This window comes from Lentzea sp. NPDC036955 (genome assembly GCF_055608005.1).
On sequence record NZ_JBVJRC010000002.1, the window covers coordinates 619,902 to 638,205 of the forward strand.

At 71.9% G+C, this 18,304-nt stretch carries 12 protein-coding genes; 11 read left to right on the forward strand and 1 reads right to left on the reverse strand.

What is annotated here, in order from left to right; translation table 11 throughout:
• The first annotated feature begins 111 nt into the window (after positions 1-111).
• Together ACZ7CF_RS07755 and ACZ7CF_RS07760 are read left to right on the forward strand one after the other, a co-directional pair.
• Positions 112-3,507, forward strand: coding sequence for a helicase-related protein (locus tag ACZ7CF_RS07755; protein WP_470369182.1), 3,396 nt, complete (start codon positions 112-114; stop codon positions 3,505-3,507).
• Positions 3,508-3,586: 79 nt separating this feature from the next.
• The gene (locus ACZ7CF_RS07760) at positions 3,587-6,229 is read left to right on the forward strand and encodes a DEAD/DEAH box helicase (protein ID WP_470369183.1); all 2,643 of its coding nucleotides are present in this window, start codon (positions 3,587-3,589) and stop codon (positions 6,227-6,229) included.
• Between the two features lie 37 nt (positions 6,230-6,266).
• Here ACZ7CF_RS07760 and ACZ7CF_RS07765 read toward each other — a convergent pair whose 3' ends face one another.
• Positions 6,267-7,016 carry a dTMP kinase gene (locus tag ACZ7CF_RS07765; protein WP_470369184.1) on the reverse strand — a complete coding sequence of 250 codons (750 nt, stop codon included), beginning with the start codon at positions 7,014-7,016 and terminating at the stop codon, positions 6,267-6,269.
• Between the two features lie 336 nt (positions 7,017-7,352).
• On the opposite strand from ACZ7CF_RS07765, the gene ACZ7CF_RS07770 reads away from it, so the two are divergent.
• From ACZ7CF_RS07770 to ACZ7CF_RS07810, 9 genes are all read left to right on the forward strand, one after another.
• A complete protein-coding gene (locus ACZ7CF_RS07770; protein WP_360383573.1) occupies positions 7,353-8,048 on the forward strand; it encodes a class I SAM-dependent methyltransferase in 696 nt (231 codons plus the stop codon).
• Complete coding sequence (locus ACZ7CF_RS07775) at positions 8,045-8,899, forward strand: isocitrate lyase/phosphoenolpyruvate mutase family protein (RefSeq protein WP_470369185.1); 855 nt, start codon at positions 8,045-8,047, stop codon at positions 8,897-8,899. Before ACZ7CF_RS07770 ends, ACZ7CF_RS07775 begins: the two co-directional genes overlap by 4 nt.
• Positions 8,896-10,014, forward strand: coding sequence for a phosphonopyruvate decarboxylase (gene aepY / locus ACZ7CF_RS07780; RefSeq protein ID WP_470369186.1), 1,119 nt, complete (start codon positions 8,896-8,898; stop codon positions 10,012-10,014). The genes ACZ7CF_RS07775 and aepY overlap by 4 nt, the downstream gene beginning before the upstream one ends.
• The gene (locus ACZ7CF_RS07785; protein ID WP_470369187.1) at positions 10,011-11,273 is read left to right on the forward strand and encodes an ATP-binding protein; all 1,263 of its coding nucleotides are present in this window, start codon (positions 10,011-10,013) and stop codon (positions 11,271-11,273) included. Before aepY ends, ACZ7CF_RS07785 begins: the two co-directional genes overlap by 4 nt.
• 7 nt (positions 11,274-11,280) lie before the next feature.
• Positions 11,281-12,162, forward strand: coding sequence for a TauD/TfdA family dioxygenase (locus ACZ7CF_RS07790; protein WP_360383562.1), 882 nt, complete (start codon positions 11,281-11,283; stop codon positions 12,160-12,162).
• Positions 12,163-12,384: 222 nt separating this feature from the next.
• On the forward strand, positions 12,385-12,606 hold the full coding sequence (locus ACZ7CF_RS07795) for a hypothetical protein (protein ID WP_360383559.1): 222 nt from the start codon (positions 12,385-12,387) through the stop codon (positions 12,604-12,606).
• Between the two features lie 59 nt (positions 12,607-12,665).
• Positions 12,666-13,556 carry a hypothetical protein gene (locus tag ACZ7CF_RS07800; protein ID WP_360383557.1) on the forward strand — a complete coding sequence of 297 codons (891 nt, stop codon included), beginning with the start codon at positions 12,666-12,668 and terminating at the stop codon, positions 13,554-13,556.
• Positions 13,553-15,823 (forward strand): methyltransferase, encoded by a 2,271-nt coding sequence (locus tag ACZ7CF_RS07805; protein WP_470369188.1) that lies wholly within the window; start codon positions 13,553-13,555, stop codon positions 15,821-15,823. Before ACZ7CF_RS07800 ends, ACZ7CF_RS07805 begins: the two co-directional genes overlap by 4 nt.
• Before the next feature lie 178 nt (positions 15,824-16,001).
• Complete coding sequence (locus tag ACZ7CF_RS07810) at positions 16,002-18,224, forward strand: MMPL family transporter (protein WP_470369189.1); 2,223 nt, start codon at positions 16,002-16,004, stop codon at positions 18,222-18,224.
• Positions 18,225-18,304: the final 80 nt, after the last annotated feature.

Below are 18,304 nucleotides of genomic sequence, written 5' to 3' on the forward strand. Positions count from 1 at the left end.
GGCGTGACGTGATGGCACGCCGGCCGGTAACACCGCGTGCCGGGGCCACGACATGCCGTGGGGAACGTCGTGGTGCGGTCGACAGGAGCTTTGCGCGTGCGGTTGGAGTCGTTGACGTCCAGTGTCCGGTTGAACGGGGTGGAGCCGGGCGAGACGGTCACCGTCCTCTTCGCTCAGCCGCACGGTGCCGACACCGTCGAGCTGACCTACAAGCGCGTCAACGGCTCCTTGGGGCAGCGCCTCGTCTACCGCGACGACGAGGACTCGCTCACCGTCGCCGACAGCGGGGCGCGTGCGTTCGACGCTCCCGCGGAGGACTTCAAGCTGGCCGCCGAGGCCAAGCGGATCCAGCTGGCCGGCCTCTTCGACCCCATGCTCGCGGTGGCGACCAGCAACGTCCGCCCGTTGCCGCACCAGATCTCCGCCGTGTACCGGGAGCTGTTGCCGCGCACACCGCTGCGGTTCCTCCTGGCGGACGACCCCGGCGCGGGCAAGACGATCATGGCGGGTCTCTACGTCAAGGAGCTCGTGCTCCGCGACGACGTGCAGCGGTGTCTCGTCGTGGCTCCCGGTGGGCTGGTCGAGCAGTGGCAGGACGAGCTCTTCTTCAAGTTCGGCCTCAGCTTCGACCTGCTCACCAACCAGCTGATCGACGCGAACGTCAACGTCAACGTCTTCGAGGCGAAGAACCTCGTGATCGCGCGGATGGACCAGCTCGCCCGCAACGAGGAGCTCCAGCGCAAGCTGCTGGAGAGCCGGTGGGACCTCGTCGTCGTCGACGAGGCGCACCGCATGGGCGCCAACTGGTTCGGTGGCGAGCTGCGCAAGACGAAGCGGTTCCTGCTGGGGGAGAAGCTCGGTGAGATCGCTCGGCACCTGCTGCTGATGACCGCCACCCCGCACTCGGGCAAGGAGGAGGACTTCCAGGCCTTCCTCACCCTGCTCGACCGGGACCGGTTCGCGGGAAGGAAGAAGACCACGGTCGACACCGCGGGGCTCATGCGCCGCGTGGTCAAGGAGGGCCTCCTCACCTTCGAGGGGAAGCGGCTGTTCCCCGAACGCGTCGCCGAGACGGTCCCGTACCAGCTGACCCCGCTGGAGCAGGAGCTGTACGAGGACGTCACCGAGTACGTGCGCACCGGGATGAACCGGGCCGAGCGCCTGGACGGGAAGCGGCGGAACACCGTCGGGTTCGCGATGACCGTTCTCCAGCGGCGGCTGGCTTCGAGCCCCGAGGCGATCCACCGGTCACTGGGCCGCCGCGCCGAGCGGCTCGAACGCAAGAAGCGCGAGATCGAGGCGGGCTCGTTCGCCGAGTCCTTTCCGAACGCCGACCTCGCTGTCCTCGATGACGACGAGCTGAGCGCCGAGGAGCTGGAGTCCCTCGAAGAGGAGGTCGTGGACGCCGCGACGGCCGCCCAGACCGTCGCCGAGCTCAGCGCCGAACTCAAGGAGCTCGGCGTGCTCATCGCGGCCGCGTCCCGGGTCCGCGCGTCCGGCACGGACCGCAAGTGGTCGGAGCTGTCCCGCATCCTCCACGACCACACGCTCACGACCGATGGCAGAGGCGTGCCGCGCAAGCTGATCGTCTTCACCGAACACAGGGACACGCTGGACTACCTGCGCGGACGCATCACCACCCTGCTGGGGCGGCCCGAGGCGGTCGTGGCGATCCACGGCGGGGTGCGGCGACTGGACCGGCGCAGGACCACCGAGGAGTTCACCCAGAACCCGGGGTGCCAGGTGCTGCTGGCCACGGACGCCGCGGGCGAGGGCCTGAACCTCCAGGCCGCGCACCTGGTGGTCAACTACGACCTGCCGTGGAACCCGAACCGCATCGAGCAGCGGTTCGGGCGCGTGCACCGCATCGGCCAGACCGAGGTGTGCCGGCTGTGGAACCTGGTGGCCACCGACACCCGTGAGGGCGAGGTCTTCGCCACCCTGCTCCGGAAGCTGGAGCAGATGAGCGAGTCCTACGGCGGGAAGGTCTTCGACGTCCTCGGCGAGGCGTTCGCGGAGACACCCCTGCGCGACCTGTTGCTGCGCGCCATCCAATACGGCGAGCAGCCCGAAGTACGGGCGCGCATGCACGAGGTCATCGACGAGGCAGCCGGGAAGAGGGTGCGGCACCTGCTCACCGAGCGGGCGCTGGCCGCGACCGGCTTCTCGGACGACGACCTCCAGACGATGCGGGCGGCGATGGACGAAGCCAGGGCGAAGCGCCTGCAGCCGCACTACGTCGAGATGGCGTTCAAGGTCGCGTTCGCCCGGCTGGGCGGCAAGGTCGTCCGGCGGGAGAAGGGGCGCTTCGAGATCCCCCACGTCCCACCGGCGGTCCGCGCCCACGCGCACGCCCCGGTCGCGTCGCGGTACGAGCGGGTGTGCTTCGCGCTCGACCACATCGGGGACGAGGAAGCCGTCCGGGCCGACCTGCTCGCGCCGGGCCACCCGCTGCACGACGCGGTGGTGGACCTGGCGATCGAGCGGTTCTCCGGTTCCCTCGCCGCCGGCACGGTCCTGGTGTCGGCGACGCTGGAGAAACCCCATCTGCTGGTCGGCGTCGAGGAGACCGTGAACGACGCCACCGGCGCGTCCGTGGCACGCCGCTTCGGGTACGTGTTCGTGGACGAGCACGGCACCGTCACCTCCGCCGGCCCGGCGCCGTACCTGGACTGCGTGGCTGCTCCTCGCGGCCACGGGGTGGACCAGGCCAAGACCGCCGCGTGGCTCGCCGACGCCGAGACCAAGGCGCTCAGCTGGATCAGCGCCCACCGGCTCCGCGAGTACCTCGACGAGGTCCGCCCGGCCCGTGCCGCCGAGCTGGAACGGACGCGCCACCAGGTCCGGGAACGCCTGGTCGCCGAGCGGGAGCGCCTGCTCCGGGACGCCTCCGCCGCCCAGGAGAAGCAGCGGCGCGGGGAGAAGGTGAAGGAGACGGCCACCAGCCTCGCCGGCAAGGCCGCCGAGCTCGACGTGCGGCTCGCCAGGCGCATGGAGCTGCTGGACCGGCAGAGCCACATGTCGACGCAGCCACCGCGGTTCGTCACCGCCGCACTGGTCCTCCCGCTCTCACTGGTCGCCGACGAGATCGACCGGAACGCGCCCCTGCACGCCAAGGAGACCAAGGAGGTCGAGCGGCGCGGGATCGACCTCGTCCTGGCGGCCGAGCGGAAGCTCGGCCGCGCACCCGAGGAGCAGGCCTTCACCAACCCCGGCTTCGACGTGCTCTCCGCCGCCCCGGACGGCACCGCCATCCGGATCGAGGTGAAGGCGCGCACAGCGGGTGCCGAGGACTTCTTCGTGACCCACAACGAGGTCATGACGGGCAAGAACGCCGCACCCCACTACCGCCTCGCCCTCGTCTCCGTCGACCCGCGCGGTCCCGAGCACGACCAGGTGCGCTACCTCGCCGATCCCTTCAGGACCACCGACCTGGGAGGCTTCGCGGCGACGGGCGTCCGCGGGGACTGGGCCCAGTCGTGGTCGAAGGGGACAGCGCCCTTCTGACCAGGACACGCTCGCGAGGGGACAGCAGACCGCAGCTCCCGCCGGTCGACGCCGGCAGGCAGGGTGACGAGAGAGAACGATGGACAAGGTCGAACGCGAGCGCGCCAAGGAGATCGCGGCCAGCCTCCAGCAGTGGTCCCACCGGGCGGCGGCTGTGCGCGCGACCAGGAAGGCCGTCGCGGACGAGGCCGCGGCCGCCGCCAGTGAGATCGAGCGCCGCGTGCACCGGTGCGGGGTCGGCCAGACCGTTCTGTGGCAGACCATCAGCCTGCGCCCCGACGACCGTGCCTGCGTCACCGCGCTGCGGCGCGCGCACGAGCTGCCGCAGGTCTCCGAGCAGGCGCACGAGGCTCTGACCGGTCTCCTGAACGACCGCGTCCGCACGGCGCTGGCCGACAGCAGATCGGCGTTCGGCGCCCGGCGCCTGTTCGCCTCCAAGGCCCGCAAGGAGAAGGCAGCGGGCAGCGTGCAGCACCTCGCCGAGCTCGACGGCCGGCTGACCGGCTCGGGTGCCCTGACCGCACTGGCGCAGCTGGAGCGGTGGGACCCGGCGCTGACGCGTGACGTCCCCGAGAACATGCTGCTGGCGCCCGAGGTCGGCTTCGCCCACCGGCTCCCGGCCGGTTCCCAGGTGGTCGACGTGCGGTTCCTGGCACCGGCACGGGCGGCCCTGGCGGCGATCGACCGGTCGCTGCGCGAGGTGCACCAGGTCCAGGCCGTCGTCGCCACCGCCGCCGAAGCGCTGCGCCAGGACGAGACCATGGCGATGGTCGCCGAGATGCCGGTCGAACGCCTGCGGGAGGCCACGAGCGGACAGCTCCGGCTCGGCGCGCTCCGCGAAGCCGGGATCACCACCGTCGGCGCGGTGCTGCGGCACGAACACGCGATCCCCGCGCTTCCCGGCGTGGGCGAGGTGACCGGCAAGCGGATGATCGGGGCCGCGCGCACCATCTGGCAGACCACCCTGGACGAAATGCCGGTCCGCATCGACATCGCCAAGCGGACGCCCGCGGCCACCGAGCTGCTCCGCGCCCTGCGCGCCTGGTCCGCGGTCCGGTCCATCGGCGCGGCCGCCGCCGAGCTGGCGGCCGTGGAAGAGCTGCGCGCCATCGCGAACACCGTCGCCAACGGCGCCACCCACCTGGTGGTGATCCCCGCCGAACGGCAGGTCGCGGACCTTCGCGCGGTCTGCGACAGGGTCACGAACTGGGCGGGGGCGCTCGGGCACCACGACGGCGGCGGCACGTCCCGCGGCGCGGCCGACCCGTGGGAGGACTTCTTCGCGCGTCCCGCCGACTACTACGCGATGCTCTCCGAGCTGGGTTTCCTCAGCGGTGACGAGGAAGGCACCGGCGGCGACCTCCCGGACGAGATCCTCGACGCGATCCGCGACCTCAAGCTGGAGACGTCCCACCTGCGCGCCTCGCTGCGCGGCTACCAGTCGTTCGGCGCGCGGTTCGCGATCGTGCAGCGCAAGGTCATCATCGGCGACGAGATGGGCCTCGGGAAGACCGTCGAGGCGATCGCCGTGCTCACGCACCTGCGCGCCAAGGGCTCCCACCACTTCCTGGTCGTCTGCCCCGCGGCCGTGGTGACGAACTGGGTCCGCGAAGTCCGGTCGAAGTCGGACCTGGGGGCGTTCCGGCTGCACGGCCAGGGCCGCGACGACGCGCTCAGGCAGTGGGTCAGAGACGGCGGCGTCGCCGTCACGACGTACGACAGCCTGGCGTGGCTGGAGGGACGGGTTCCCGCGAAGGCCGCCCCCGCCTGCCTGGTGTTCGACGAGGCGCACTACATCAAGAACCCCGAGGCCAAGCGGACGGCGAGGTCGCGGGCGCTCATCGGCGGCGCCCCGCGCGCGGTCCTGCTGACCGGCACGCCCCTGGAGAACCGGATCGAGGAGTTCCGCAACCTCGTCGACTACCTGCGCCCCGACCTCGCGGTCGACGCGGGGGAGCACGCCCCGCGCCAGTTCCGCAAGCAGGTCGCCCCCGTCTACCTGCGGCGCAACCAGGAGGACGTGCTCACCGAGCTGCCGGAGCTGGTCGAGGTGGAGGAGTGGCTGCCGCTCTCGGACGAGGACCAGCGGGCCTACCGCGCGTCCGTGTCCGAGTCGAACTTCATGGCGATGCGCCAGGCCGCGCTGCGGGCGGGCCACAGGTCCGAGAAGGTCCGCAGGCTCCTCGACATCGTGGAGGAGGCCGAGGAGAACCAGCGCAAGGTGCTGGTCTTCTCCCACTTCCGGGGCGTCTTGGACGACGTCGCCCGCATCCTGCCCGGCAAGGTGTTCGGGCCGCTCACCGGATCGGTCCCCGCTGCCCGGCGCCAGGCGATGGTCGACGAGTTCTCCGGGGCAGCCGGTGGCGCGGTCCTGGTCGCCCAGATCGTGGCCGGCGGTGTCGGTCTCAACATCCAGTCCGCTTCGGTGGTCGTCATCTGCGAGCCGCAGCTCAAGCCCACCACGGAGTGGCAGGCGATCGCACGGGCGCGCCGGATGGGCCAGCTCGAGACGGTCCAGGTCCACCGGCTGCTGTCCGAGGAGGGCGTCGACCGCCGGATCACCGACATCCTCGGGCGCAAGCGCGAGCTCTTCGACGACTTCGCACGCACCTCGGCGACGGCGGACAGCGCGCCAGAGGCGTTCGACATCTCCGACGCCGAGATCGCCCGCGAGATCGTGGCCGCCGAACGGAAACGACTGCTCGGCGGCCCGGCCTCGTAGACCCCGAGCGCCCCGCGCCACTCGGCCGGTCGCCGGATCACCGGCTTCGGATCGGACTCCCGGTCGCGGTCGGGCTGATGTCCGCCGAGGCCGTGGTGGCTGCGCGGAGCGGGCGCAATCCGGTTGACCAGTCGATCACCGCCGTCGTACCGCGGTGAGGGGCGGAGAGCAGTGCGGCGACGTGGTCGCGCAGGGCGCGTTGGACGTTCTGCCGGGAGTCGCTGGGGATCACCGTCCATCCCCGCGTGCGCGCCCAGTCGAGCAGGACCCGGCGGACGGCCGTCTGGTGGGTCAGGAAGCGCGCGGGGGAGCACCCGGCGTCCCGGCCGCACTCGTAGGGGGCGAGGTCGGTGCCCTTGCGGCGCAAGGCCTCCTCCGGCGTGACGTCGAGGTAGACGACCGAGTCGACGGGCGCCATCGCGGCGTTGATCGTGTGCACGAGGTCGGGTGGGCAGTCGGCGAGCAGTTCGGCTGCCGCGTGCTTCGCCCAGTAGCCGTCCAGGACCACGAGGTCCTCGGTGCGTTCGAGTGCGAGTGTGGCCGCGGTGGCGTTCATCCACCCCAGGAACAGCATCCGTGCCGGGGTGGGCATCTCCGCGATGCAGGTGCGCAGGTCCACCTGGTCCGTGCCCCGCAGGAACCGCGCGTGCGGCACCACGTCGTGGCGGAAGACGTCCCATTTGCCGACGACGGCGGCGGAGTGGCCCTCCGCCCGTGCCCATGCGACCAGGTCGCGGACTTGGGTGCTCTTGCCCGCGCCATCGGGCCCGTCCAAAGCGATGATCATTGTTCGATCGTCCTCCCCGGCCCGAACGGCGATCCCTCTCCAGGAATTGCGTAGGCCTTTCACGTTGCATTCGAGTCAAGGTGATATTCCCACCACATGAGTGTCGGGTCGGATTTCGACACGCCGGGCGGAGTCGATGTCGGTACAGTCACCTCGGACAGGCCGGGAGGATTTCATGTTCAAAGTTTCTCACGTTGTCCGAATGGATGACGGAATCGATGTGCGTCACCGTGCGCAATTCTCGTCACTCGGTCAGGTAGGTGATCTCGTGCCCCGAACGCGCGTTGTTCGATCGGATGTCGCAATCTCCGGTCGAGAACCCGGTGGGGCGGCGAGATGACCGCGCACCTCTACTGGGACCGGATGTGGCGCACCCGGCAGGGCCGCAGCGGCTGGGTCGCGCCGCACCCCTGGGTGACGGACACCGTCCACCGCTTGCGCGAGCGCGGCGTGCGCGACGTGCTGGACCTCGGCTGCGGCATCGGACGGCACACGTTCCTGCTGGCGGAGGAGGGCTTCACCGTCCACGCGATCGACCGCAGTGCCGCCGCGGTGGAGTTCGTCCGCGGTGAGGCGGCCGACCGGCGAATGCTTCTGACGGCGGACGTCGCCGACATCACGTCCCTGCCCTGTCCGGCCGGCGCCTTCGACTTCGTGCTGGCCTTCAACGTGGTCTACCACGCCGACGAGGACGTTCTGGCGCGGGTGCTGGGGGAGGTGCGCCGCGTCCTCCGCCCCGGTGGCCTCTACCAGGCCACGATGCTGTCCAAGCGCAACGCGCAGCACGGCCGGGGCGTCGAGGTCGCGCCGAACACGTTCGTCCAGCCCCGTGCGACCGACGACAAGGTCCATCCGCACCTCTACGCCGACGAGGCCGACCTGGTGCGGCTGCACCGGGGGTTCAGACTGCTCGACGCCTTCGACGCCGAGCACGGGACGCCCGGCTCGTACCACTGGCACTGCCTGTTCGAGGTGGAGCGCGCGACGCCGCGGCACCGCGGCCCCGGGCACGTCGGAGGGCGGTACGCATGACCAAGGCCGCTGAGCTGCGCGAACTGCTGACGCGACCGGCTGTCTCGCGCATCGTCGGGGCGAGGGACCCGCTCACCGCGCGGATGGTCGAGGAGGCGGGCTTCGACGGCGTGTGGGTGTCCAGCTTCGAGCTGTCGGCCACCCGTGCGCTGCCCGACCTCGGTCTGCTGACGATGACCGAGTGCCTCGACGCCGCCGCGCTCATCGACGGTGCGACGGTCCTGCCCTCGCTGGTCGACTGCGACACCGGGTTCGGCACCGCGATCAACCTCGTCCGCGTGGTGCGGCTGTGCGAGGCGGCGGGCATCGCCGGGATCTCCGTCGAGGACAAGGTGTTCCCCAAGCGCAACAGCTATCTCGACGGAGGACAGGTCCTGGAGGACCCGGACGCGTTCGCCCAGCGCGTCGAGGCGGCCGTGCGCAGCAGGCGTGACCAGGACTTCACCGTGGTGGCCCGCTGCGAGGCCCTGATCGCCGGCGCGGGCATGGACGAGGCGGTGCGCAGGGCGCACCACTACGTCGACGCCGGCGCGGACGCCGTGCTGGTCCACTCGAAGCGGCGCGAACCCGACGAGATCGTCGAGTTCCTCCACCGGTGGCGCCGACGCGCGCCGGTGGTCGTGGTGCCGACGACCTACTACCGGTGGAGCCTGGCCGAGGCGCAGGACGCCGGGGTCTCGCTGGTCATCTACGCCAACCAGGCCCTGAGGGCCTCCGTGCTGGCCGTGCGCACGGTGCTGAGCGAGATCCACCTGCGTGGCGACGCGGCCACCGCCGAGGACTCGATCGCGCCGGTGAAGGAGGTCTTCGCCCTGACCAGGACCGCCGAGTGGGAGGAGTGGGGAGCGTGATCGAGGCGGAGGTGTTCTGCAGCGCGCTGGAGACGCGCGGGTTCGACTTCTTCACCGGTGTTCCGTGCTCCTACCTGCAGGGCGCGTTCGCCGTCCTGGAACGCCGCGGCGCCTACGTCCCCGCGCCCAACGAGGGGGTGGCGATGGCGATGGCGGCCGGCGCGCAGCTCGCCGGCCGCCGCGCCGCGCTGCTGGTGCAGAACTCCGGGCTGGGCAACCTGCTCGACCCGCTGACCTCCCTGCTGATGTCCTACGACATCCCGCTGCTGGTCGTGATGAGCCTGCGCGGGTGGCCGGACGCACGCGACGACGAGCCGCACCACGAGGTCATGGGTCACGCCACGGCCGCGCTGCTGGACGCCGTGGGGGTCGCGCACGCGGTGCTCGGACCGTCGGTGGACTCCCTCGACGCCGCCCTCGACCGGGCGAAGCGGGAGTACCGGCACGACCGCTGCTTCGCCCTGCTCGTGCCGAAGGCGACGCTGGCCTCGTGCCCCGTCCCGGACACGGCCGCGGACGCGGTGATGCGTCGCGCGGACGCGGTCGCCGCGATCTGCGCGCACCTGGGTGACGCGCTGGTCTACAGCACCACCGGCATGATCAGCCGCGAGCTGTTCGGGCTGGACGACCGCCCCGGCAACTTCTACGTGCAGGGCAGCATGGGCCACGCGATCGGCCTGGGCCTGGGCACGGCGGTCGCCCGGCCCGACCGGCGGGTCGTCGTGGTGGACGGCGACGGCTCCGCGTTGATGCACCTCGGTGGTCTGGCGCTGGTGGGTGACAGGAAGCCGCCCAACCTGACCCACCTGGTGCTGGACAACGGTGCCTACGACTCCACGGGTGGACAGCGGACCCGCGCCCACCCGGTCGCCTGGGACCGCCTCGCGCTCTCCGTCGGCTACCGCACCGCCGCGGTCTGCCGGACCGTCGAGCAGGTGCACGCCTGCCTGGAGCGCGTCGCGGGCGCACCGGGCCCGCACCTGGTCGCGGTGCGGATCGCGGCCGGCGCCGGGGTGACCCCGCCACGCGTCACGTCCGTCCTCGACAACCGCGGCATCCGGGAGAGGTTCCGGTTCGCCGCGTGTGCCACCACCGGGCTCGGGGTGGACCGGTGAGATCGGTGCTGGTCGCCGCGCGTGGAGCACCGGCGGTGCGCGCGGCCGCGGTGTGCCGCGCCCTCGGCATCGCCCCGGTGACCGTCGTGACGCCGTCGGACCCGCAGCGGCGGCACGTCCTCGCCGGTCACGTGGTGCTCGACGCAGCCGGCTGCGCCGCCACCACCCGCGCCGGTGCCGGCTGCGGCGGTTACGACTGCGCCGACTGCGTCGTCCGCGCGGCGGTCGCGGCCGGGGTGGACGCCGTGCACCCCGGCTGGGGAGCCGTCGCGGAGGACCCGGCACTGGCCCGCGGGCTCGCGGAGCGGGGCATCCGGTTCGTCGGCTCACCGGAGGCGGCGCTCGCGGTGGCCGGTGACACGGCCTGGGCGGTCGAGACGGCCGAGCGCGCCGGCGTGCCCGTGCTGCCCCACGCCGTCGGCAGGCGGATGATCCGCGCGCTCGTCGCCCGCCACGGCCTGCCCGTCGTGCTCAAGCGGTCGCGCTGCCGGCAGGGTGAGGGGGTCCGCGTGGTCCGGTGTCCGGCGGAACTGTCCGCCGCGCTGGCCGACCACCCGGACTGGTACGCCGAGCGGTACGTGGAACCCGCGCGCGTGGTCGGAGTGGTGGTGGCGGTCGACGACCAGGGCAACGCCGCACACCTGTGCGAGCGGGAATCGCTGCTGGTGGCGGGCAACCGCAAGCTGCTGGAGGCCGCGCCCGTCCACGGCGTGCCCGAGGTGCTCCTGGCGGCGATGCGAGCCGACGCCCAGCGGGTGGCGCGCGCGTTCGGCCTGTTCAACGTGGTGACGGTCGAGTTCCTCGTCCACGCGGGCGGCTACACGTTCCAGGAGGTCAACCCGCGCCTCACCGGCGCCTACCGGATCGCCGAAGCGGTGACCGGGATCGACGTGATCGCCCTGCAGCTCGGGCTGGCCGCCGGGGCGCGGTCGACCCCCGTCGACCCGCCCGCCGGCACGCACGCCGTGCAAGGCCACCTGTTCCTCCGCCCAGGGACGCCCGCAAACCGGGTGCTCAGGCGGGTGAGCCTGCCCGCCGAGCGGCCGGGGGTGGTCGTCGACTGCACGCTCGACGTGGGGCAGCCGGTCGTGCTCGACACCATCGCGGCGCAGGTGCTGGCCACCGGCACCAGCCGCGCCCAGGCGTACGACCGCGTGGCGCGCGCAGTCGGCGATCTGCACCTCGCCGGTGTCCGGCACCACGGCGCGGACATCGCGCAGTGGTGCCTCCGGCGATCCCGAGCGCTCACGGAGGTGTGACGACGACATGGACGACAGCGAACAGACCACCCCGATCCACCACCTCGACCAGCGGCTGGTGGACGGGGTGGTCGGAGACGACCCCTCCTCCCGCGCCGCCTTGGCGAGGGCCGCGCGCGACTGCGAGGAACGGCACCTGGTGACCGGGCCCGGCTACTTCCTGCTGTCCGGGCTCGGTCACCTCGACGAGTCCGCGGCACGCCGCTTCCTGCTCGCGCTGTCGGTGGCGCTGGGCAGGCCACTGCCCCAGACCTTCGACGGCGAGGTGGTCCGCGAGGTGCGCGACCGGGGCGTCCGGCTGGAGAGCGGACCCACCGTCCGCTACTCCGACACCCGGCAGGGCGGGCACCTGCACACCGACGGCATCCACCGGCCCGGCGAGGTGCCCGCCTACTTCGCGCTGCACTGCGTCCGGCAGGCGGCGGCAGGCGGGGCCCTGGTCCTGGTGCACGTGGCCGACCTGGTCCGCGAACTGCTCGCGTCGGAGCCGGAGTCGGTGGCCGCGTTGCGGCAACCGGTGCACTTCGACACGCGGGACGACCGCCCCGGCCACCCGGTCACCGTGCCGCGCCCCGTCCTGGAGCTCGACCGCGGGGAAGCGCGGATCGCCTACCTGCGCGAGTACATCGACAGCGCGCACCGCCGACCGGGAGTCCCCCCGCTGTCCGAGCCCCAGACGCGGGCCATGAACCGGTTGGACGCGCTGCTGTCCCGCCCGGACCTGCGCACCTGCCACCGCCTGGAACCCGGCCAGGTGGTCGTCGTCAACAACAGGGCGGTCGTGCACGGCAGGACCGCGTTCCAGGACCGGCCCGGCGCGGGTGCGGGCCGGCTGATGTTGCGGACGTGGATCGGGGCCCGGCCGGCTGTCCTGCAACCACCTCTGTGAGTTACCCCCGGGTGGTGCCGGCGACATCACCGGCGGTAACGCCACTCCCCACCACTCGGGTGCCATCCGCCGAAATAGTACTTCGAAATCACCGAATCGGATGTAAAAACGCCCGGCTGCGAATAATGGGCCACGTGCCCTTGTCGGCCCGGATTGGCCGCAGTACGCTCGGGAAACCGGGCAATTAACATTTCGACGTTCTGTTGATGAAAGGCGATCCCGATGGCTAACCAGGAACGCGCGGCCGATGTGGAACAACTCGCGAGCGCGGCGAGCACCATTCAGGAGAACCGCACCGGTTTGGTCCTGACCGGTCGGATCAAGAACGGTGAGCTCCAGCTCGACCAGTCGACGCTCGACCAGATCCGTGAGAAGTACCCGGACGCCGACATGGCGTTCGTCGCGATGAACTCACCGTTCGACGCCGAGCCCCAGGCCGTCTGACCGCCACACCGTCTGGCCGAACGTGGCCCCAGCACCGATCGCGAGGATGTGAGGTTCGGATGTCCCAGGACGTTGTTCTCGCGCACACTCTGCTCGGGCGTGAACCCTCCACGGACCTCATCCGGTCCATCGCCGAGGTGGCGGTTCGAACCCACTACCCGGACGCCGGGTGCCCGCGCTACTTCGAGGCGCTGGACCAAGCCCTGCGGGACGAACCGCCACCGTTCGGCACAGCGGAGTACGGCCTCATCTACCGCAGCCTGTCGGTCGAACCGAGGTGGATGGGCATCTCCCTGATCACCAACGCGGAGCGCGAGGGCGACGGCTCCCGGCGGCTGTGGTCGCTCGCGGCCTGCGCGGTCGACCCGCGCCACCAGCGCCTGCTCAAGCGCCACGCCTGCGACGAGTCCAGGCACTCCCTGATCTACCTGTCGCTGCTCGACCTGACCTTCCCCGGGGCGGTGTCGCCGGAGTTCCGCGCCGAGCTCCGGCAGCTGTCACCGGGGTTCACCATGCGGCGGGAGCTGTTCCCGGTCCCGGGGTCCCCGTACGCCAGGGTGCCCACGATCGACGACTTCCTCCAGATGAACATCGCCGAGATCCGCACGACGGTCCACCACGCCATGCAGCGCCCGGTCCTGGCGGTCCACTGCCCGCCAGAGAACCAGGACAAGATCACCAGGCTGCACGACGCGCTGCTGACCGACGAGCTCAGCCACATCGCCTACACCGCCGTGCTCGTCGAGGAGATCGGCCGGAACGCCGACCCCGGCCGGTTCGCGGCGCTGTTCCGCAAGCGGCTGCACGACTTCAACACCATCACCACCGAGGAGCTGGGCGGGAACGTGTTCGACTGCTCGGTCGCGTGCTGCGCCCGCCGGCCGACCTGCCGCGCGAGAGCGGGCGACCCGGAACCCGTCCTGCACCAGATCGGGATCGGCCGGTCGTGAGCAGCGCCACGGAGACGTCACCGGCGCTCACGGCGTGCCTGGCCCGGTGCGGCACCGACCAGGCGGCCCTGCTGGCCGGCATCGACGACGTCGTCGGCCTGCGCCCCGGCGACCTGGTCCTCGCCGTCGGCTCCCTGGTGGAAGGGCTGGGCAACGACAAGTCCGACCTCGACCTGATCCTCGTCCCCGGCGAAGGTGACACCGACCGCGCGGAGGACGAGCTGTGCTGGGCCGTCGGGCACAGCATGGTCGACCTGCGGATCCTCCACCGGGCCGGAGTCGAGTCGTTGATCCACCGCCTGCGCGACTGGGCGTGCCTGCCGTGGAACCTGGTCGAGCTGGCCCCGTTCGACGACGGCGAGCGGTTGCTGCTGCACCGCCTGCTCGAAGGGCTCGTGGTCCACCCGCCCAGCCCCGGTCCGGCGCCGTGGTCCTGGCGGCCGGACCGCGCCTCGGTGGCGAGGCTGAAACTCCAGGTCGCGCGCCACCTCGCGCGCACCGTCCAGGTCGACCTGGTCGGCTACCGCCGCCAGGGTGACGACGCCACGTGCGTGCTGGCGGCGCAAGACCTCCTCGGCCACGCCGTCGACGGCCTGCTCGCGGCCCACCACCTCACCAACCCGAACCCCAAGTGGCGCACCCGGCTGCTGGCCCGGCTGCCCGGCGACTGGGACCGTCCTCTGTGGACGCGCAGCACCGGTCTGCCCGCCGACCGCGTCTTCTGGGACCTCCACCGGGCGCCGGCCAGACCCGAGCCCCGGTCGGCCGCGGCCCACGCCACCCGCTGCGTCGCCTTCGCGCGGGCGGTGTTCGCCTGGGCGGAGCACCACCTCATCGGACGCCCCGCACCCGCGAGGGTGCCGCTGGTCCCGGTGCGCGACGACGACCGCGCCACCGGCGCCGTGCTGCCCGCCCTGGAGTTCGACGTCGACTTCTTCTTCTCCGGCCAGGGGATCGCCGTCGCCCGGCTCAACGAGTTCGCGGCCTCGCTGCAGCTGTCGGAACAGGAGTTCGCGCACCTGCTGCTGTGCGACGGCAGGACCACGGCCGCCGCCGCACAGGCGGCCGTCGGACAGCGGGACGGCGAGGCGGCGCCGAACGTCGAGAGCCTGGTCCAGCGGATCACCGACCGCGGCCTCGTCCTGCGCACACCGGCCCAGGCCGGCACCTCCCCGTCGGAGGACACCGCCATCGCAGCGGTGGAGCGGTTGAGCGAGGTGCTCACCGGAACCGGGTACGGCGAGTTCCTGACCTGCTTCACCCCGTCCGTCCTCGACCCGCGGGCGTGGCGGGCCGCACGCGACCACGCGGCACCGGGTCTGCGTGCCGTCGTGGACCTGTTGCTGCTGGGCCGCGGTGTGCACCCGGACGCGCTGCCGCCGGACCTCGCCGCGTCGGTGGCGGGCTTGACGGCGGCGGGAGTGCTCGTCGAGCGGCAGGACGGGTGCGTCGACACCGACGGCCTCGCCGTCCTGCTCGTCGCCGGCAACTGGTTGATCTGCCACCGTCCGCAGCCGGACCCGCTGTGCTACCTCGGTGACGACTCCCTGGCACTGCTGAGCCGGCTGACGCCGCAGGGAACCCGAGCGTGCCTCGACCTCTGCGCCGGCCCTGGGCTGCACGCGCTGCACTGCGCCCGCTTCGCACCGCAGGTGACCGCGGTGGAGCTCGACCCCCGAGTCGCCCGCGTGACCCGGCTCAACGCCGCGCTGAACGGGCTGACCGACCGCGTCGAAGTCCTCTCCGGCGACCTGTACCAGCCCGTCGCCGGGCGGCGCTTCGACCTGGTGGTCGCCAACCCGCCGACCCTGCCCTACCCGGTGGCGGACCTGCCGGCGCCCCGTGTCGGACACGGCGGTGAGGACGGCCTGCTGGTGACCTCACGGGTGCTCGCCGGCCTCCCGGACGCCCTGACCGGTCGCGGCCGGGCGCACCTGGTCGGGATGACGCTGACCGACGGCGGACCGGGGCGCTTCGGTGACTGGTTGTCCGCGGCTGCCCGCGAGCACGACCTGGACATCCGCTGCACGGTGGTCTCCCACTCACCGCTGACCACCGGCACGGACACCTGCGAACGGCTCATCGCGGCGGTCGCCGCCGCCACGCACACCCAGCCGGACCGGGTCCGCGAGTCCTACGCCCGGCTGGCCGAGGCCCAGCGCGCGACTCATCTGAGCGCCTACTTCCTCCAGGTGTCGACCGGTTCGGGCGAGGTCGCCCTGGCCGATGTGTCACCGGCCGGCCGCGGCGGCACGTGGTTCGTCTGAGCACCACAGTCCACGCCGACCGTGACACGGTCACGCTCTCGGTTGATCTTCTGCGTTCGCACCCTCTGGAGGGACGCTCGATCGGGCGGCACGAGGAGCGCGCGGAACCCGGTGGCAATAGCTTCCCGATGCGACAGCCAAGCGGTCCACCGGCATCCGACGCAGAGGGAGTCCTTGCGTGTTCAGAGGTATCGGCCGGTTCGTCACCAGGCACGCACGCGCCGTCCTCGTGGCAGGTGTGTCGGTGGTGATCTGTGCCGGGGCACTCGGTCTCACCGCCTCCGGTGCGTTGACGACCTCCGGTTTTGGTGATCCGGATTCGGAGTCCTGGCGGGCGCAGACCCTCATCGAGGAGCGGTTCGGCGGGCACGTCAACGCCCTGGTCCTGATCACCGCCCGCACCGGCACGGTCGACGACGCGGCGGTCAGGCAAGCCGGCGGCGAGCTGACCGCGCGCCTGAAGGCCGACCCGGTGCTGTCCGACGTGACCTCCTACTTCGCCACCGCGACGCCGCAGCTGCGTTCGGACGACGGCCGACACGCGCTCGCCCTCGGCCAGTTCTCCGGTGACTTCGCGGACAACCAGAACACCGTCGAGCGGCTGCGTGAGCGCTATGCCGGCGACCGGGGCCCGATCACCGTCCACATCGGCGGCTCGGCGGCGGCCGAGCTGGACGCCGACCAGCAGTTGGCCGCCGATCTGCTGCTGGCCGAGCTGATCGCCGTTCCGGTGATCCTGCTCCTGCTCGTGCTCGCCTTCCGCACGGTCGTGGCCGCGACGCTGCCGTTGCTCATGGGTGGTGCCGCGATCGTGTGCACCATCGCCGGGTTGTCGGTCATCGGGTCGGTGACCGACGTGTCGATCTACTCGGTCAACATGGCCGTCGGGCTGGGCCTCGGGCTGGCCGTGGACTACGCGCTGCTGATGACGAGCCGGTTCCGCGAGGAGCTGGCCGCCGGGCTCGACCCCTCCGCCGCGGTGATCCGCACCGTGCAGACCGCCGGCCGGACGATCGTGTTCAGCGCCGTCACGGTGGCCGTCGTGCTCTCCGTGCTGCTGTTGTTCCCCATGTACTTCCTGCGTTCCTTCGCCTATGCCGGGATCGGCGTGGTCACCGCGTCCATGATCAGCGCGGTGCTCGTGCTGCCCGCGGTGCTGACCGTGCTCGGACCGAAGGTCAACGCCGGCCGCCTGCCGTGGGCGCACCGCTACCCCCTCGGCTCCGGGTCGGCCCTGTGGGGAAGGCTCGCCGACACGGCCATGCGGCGGCCGCTGCTCACCGGGGTGCCGGTGATCGTCCTGCTGCTGCTGGCAGCCATGCCGCTGGCACGGGCGGAGATCGGCATGCCCGACGACCGGGTGCTCCCGAGCTCCGCACACAGCCGGGTGGTGGGCGAGGTGGTGCGCGGGCACTTCCGCACCGAGGACGGCAGGGCGATCCAGGTCGTCGTGCAGGGCACTGCCACACCGGCCGCGGTGGCCGGCCACGCACGCCGGATCTCCGAGCTCCCCGGTGTGGCACAGGTGACCTCCAGCGCGGGAGCGTTCGTCCGCGGTCACGACAGCGGACCGGTCCTCGCCGGAGCCACGCTCGTCCGGGCCGACAGCCAGCGCCTCCTCGTCGCAGCCCAACTCGAACCCAGCTCAGCGCGGGCGCGCGAACTGATCAGCGCGATCCGCGCGCTGCCGGCACCGCCCGGCACCTCGGTCGCGGTCGGCGGCGAGGCAGCGCTCCTGGCGGACAGCCAGGACGCCATCGGAAGCCGGCTGCCACTGGCGCTCGCGTTGATCGCGATCACCACGTTCGCCCTGCTGTTCCTGTTCACCGGCAGCCTCCTGCAACCGCTGCGGGCGGTGGCGTTCAACGTGCTCGGCCTGTCGGCCACCCTCGGTGTGCTGGTGCTGGTCTTCCAGGAGGGGTGGCTGGCACCGGTCCTCGGCTTCACCCCGTCACCGCTCAACATCTGCATGCTGGTGCTGATGGTCACCATCATCCTCGGACTGTCGATGGACTACGAGCTGTTCGTGGTGAGCCGCATCAAGGAGGCCCACGACCAGGGCGCCGACCACCACTCGGCGGTGATCACCGGAATGTCCCGCACCGGCCGGCTCGTCTCCACCGCCGCGGCACTGATCGCGGTCAGCCTCTTCGCGTTCGCCCTCAGCGGAGTGAGCTTCGTCCAGATGTTCGGCATCGGAGCAGGACTGGCCGTCCTGCTGGACGCCACCCTCATCCGCGGCGTGCTGATGCCGGTCGGCATGCGACTGCTCGGACGCCACGCGTGGTGGGCTCCCGCACCGATGCGCCACCTGCACCGACGCGTGGGCCTCCGCGAAACACCGGACACGCCCACCCGTGTGGCTCCCACACGTCACCCTCTACCTGAAGCCGCCCGGTAGTGCGCGCACACTCCAACACCGCTGGTGGGTCAACCGGGATCTCATGCGCCTGGGACACTGGACCCTCAACCACCCGCTAG

Excerpts from the sequence above, each read along its gene's own strand:
- ACZ7CF_RS07760 (WP_470369183.1), top strand. The coding sequence starts at position 3,587 with ATGGACAAGGTCGAACGCGAGCGCGCCAAGGAGATCGCGGCCAGCCTC.
- ACZ7CF_RS07795 (WP_360383559.1), top strand. The coding sequence starts at position 12,385 with ATGGCTAACCAGGAACGCGCGGCCGATGTGGAACAACTCGCGAGCGCG.
- ACZ7CF_RS07770 (WP_360383573.1), top strand. The coding sequence starts at position 7,353 with ATGACCGCGCACCTCTACTGGGACCGGATGTGGCGCACCCGGCAGGGC.
- ACZ7CF_RS07800 (WP_360383557.1), top strand. The coding sequence starts at position 12,666 with ATGTCCCAGGACGTTGTTCTCGCGCACACTCTGCTCGGGCGTGAACCC.
- ACZ7CF_RS07775 (WP_470369185.1), top strand. The coding sequence starts at position 8,045 with ATGACCAAGGCCGCTGAGCTGCGCGAACTGCTGACGCGACCGGCTGTC.
- ACZ7CF_RS07765 (WP_470369184.1), bottom strand. The coding sequence starts at position 7,016 with ATGATCATCGCTTTGGACGGGCCCGATGGCGCGGGCAAGAGCACCCAA.
- ACZ7CF_RS07790 (WP_360383562.1), top strand. The coding sequence starts at position 11,281 with ATGGACGACAGCGAACAGACCACCCCGATCCACCACCTCGACCAGCGG.